A 2,228-nucleotide genomic window follows, 5' to 3' on the forward strand; every position below is an offset into this window, starting at 1 on the left:
GTCCTCCCGTACCGCCGGTGCCCCCGCCCGTACCGGCGCCCACGCCCAGCCCGACGCCACCGCCACCGCCACCGCCTGTGGACTACCAGCTCAACCGGCTCTCGTACGACCTCCTGGGTGACGGCACCGGGCCGGAGGTGCGGCTCGTCGGCAGCAGTTGGCTGTGGCAGCGCTCCAGATTGGCCATAGGCGGCACCCGGTACGGAGACGGCGTGACCGTGCACGCGTCGTCGTCGGTCACCATCGACCTCAACCGGAGCTGTGTCACCTACGCGGCCGTGGTCGGCGTGGACGATCTGACGCACGGCCTCGGCGCCGTGCGCTTCTCGCTGTACGGGGACGAAGGGCGCCTCTGGCGCTCGCCGGTGCTGCGCGGCGGGGACCCGGCGGTACCCATGCGAGTGGGGATCGAAGGGCGGAAGACGATCCGGCTGGTGGTCGAACCGCACCGCCCGTTCGACCGGGTGGCACTCGCCGACTGGGCCCAGTCCCGGATCAGTTGCCGGTGATCGAGCCCGTCCGGCGCTTGAGAACACAGCACAGCTAGCGGGCACTCTGCTCAGCCGGCCTGTCCGGCAGGTCCGGCCGGCCTGGCAGGTCCAGCACGGCCGCCGCCTGCTCCAGCGTGAGCGACAGGCCCGCCGCGCGCTCCGCCTCGTACCCCCGCGCCCCCAGGACCGCGCGGGCGTGCGCCTCGGTACGTTCCGCCTCGGCGCGCTCCGGTACGGAACGGACGCTGCCGGACCGCCAGGTGCCCGCGGCGGACAGGAGCCTTACGGCGAGTCCCGGTTCGCCCGCGAGCACCAGGACCGGCACCGCCATCTCGGCGATCTGGGCGACGAAGAGATCCGACAGGCGGCTCTCCTTCGCCGCCCGGAGCACGGCCGCCAGGGAACGCGCCGCCGCCACCGGGCCCTTCTCCTCGTGCATGGCGATCCGCGCGTCCAGCGCGTCGATGCCGATGGTGAAGTGCGGCGGCGGCGTGCCGTACTCCCCGGCCGCGCGAGCCGTGTCCAGCAGCGCTCTGGCCTGCTCGTACTCGCCACGGTCCAGGGCGAGGACCGCGCGCATGAAGTGGACGAAGGCGCGGGTGTCCTGGACGTCGTAGCGCTCGGCGTCGGCGGACGCGGCGTCGAGGCCCTTCGCGGCGGCGTCGGCGTCACCGGCGCGGTACGCCAGCTCGGCCAGGCGGGCGAGCAGGAACGGCGCCTCGGCGTGCGCCCCGACCTCGCGGGCGAACCGCAGCGCTTCCTCGTACGCGTCGCGCGCCTCCTCGTACCGCCCGCGCGCCATCCGGGCCTCACCGGTGGCGCTCGCGACCTGGGCGAGCATCCAGCGGTCGCCGACGCGCCGGGTCAGCTCGCGCAGCTCGGCCAGGTCCTCGTCGACACCCGTCATGCCCCCGGAGAGATCGACGGACATGTGCGCACGCCCCATCACCATCACGCCGACCTCCCAGTCGCCCCCGTGCACCCGGCAGTTGGCGATGGCGTCGTCCATGGCGGCGCGGATGTCGACGGTCTCCTCGCTGAAAAAGGCGAGCATGCACCAGAGCAGTCCGGGGAGGCGCGCGGACTGCGGTCCCGGCCGGGCGAAGACCTCCAGCATCCGGCGGATCCGGCCGCGGAAGAGCGGATCCGTACGGACCTGCTCGGTCTGGCCGCTCTCACTGGTGAAGAAGAGCCACATCACCTGGCTCTGCATCCGGGGCCAGTACAACGGGTCGGCGGGGCCCGTCTCGTCCGGCCCCAGCGCCAGGGCGTGTTCCGTCCAGGCCAAGCCCTCGGTGCGGTAGTTGCGCAGCCACCAGAACCAGCTCATGGCGAGGACCAGCCGCAGCGCCGACTCCTCGTCGCGCCCCGCGACGGAGCGGTGGAGGGCCGCGCGGATGTTGTCGAGTTCGGTCTCCAGACGGCGGATCCAGGGGAGTTGCTGCCCGGAGCGGAGCAGCGGATCGGCCTGCTCGGCGAGGCCGGTGAAGTACGCGATGTGCGCGCGCTCGGCGGCGGCCCTGACGGCCGGTGCCTCGGCGGCGCGTTCGGCGGCGTATTCGTGGATGGTCTCCAGCAGGCGGTACCGCATCCCGCCGCCGGGGGCGGGCGCGGCGACGACGAGGGACTTGTCCACAAGTGCGCCCAGCACATCGGGAACGTCGGCACCACGAACACCGGGAGCGAGCGGTCTGGGGGTGTCCGGGCCGGGGGTGTCCGGGCCGGACACCCCCAGAC

Annotated in this window: 1 protein-coding gene and 1 pseudogene; one reads left to right on the forward strand and one right to left on the reverse strand. The window is 73.4% G+C overall.

Features of this window, described 5'->3' with window-relative positions; all coding sequences use genetic code 11:
- Window positions 1-509, forward strand: a 509-nt coding sequence (locus tag WH07_RS34375; protein WP_106409748.1) for an NPCBM/NEW2 domain-containing protein, incomplete at its 5' end; no start/stop codon positions are given.
- Between the two features lie 34 nt (window positions 510-543).
- Here the strand turns inward: WH07_RS34375 and WH07_RS34380 are convergent.
- A pseudogene (locus WH07_RS34380) lies at window positions 544-2,228 on the reverse strand (AfsR/SARP family transcriptional regulator); the annotation flags it as partial.

Source organism: Streptomyces odonnellii (assembly GCF_000981895.1).
Classification (GTDB): domain Bacteria; phylum Actinomycetota; class Actinomycetes; order Streptomycetales; family Streptomycetaceae; genus Streptomyces; species Streptomyces odonnellii.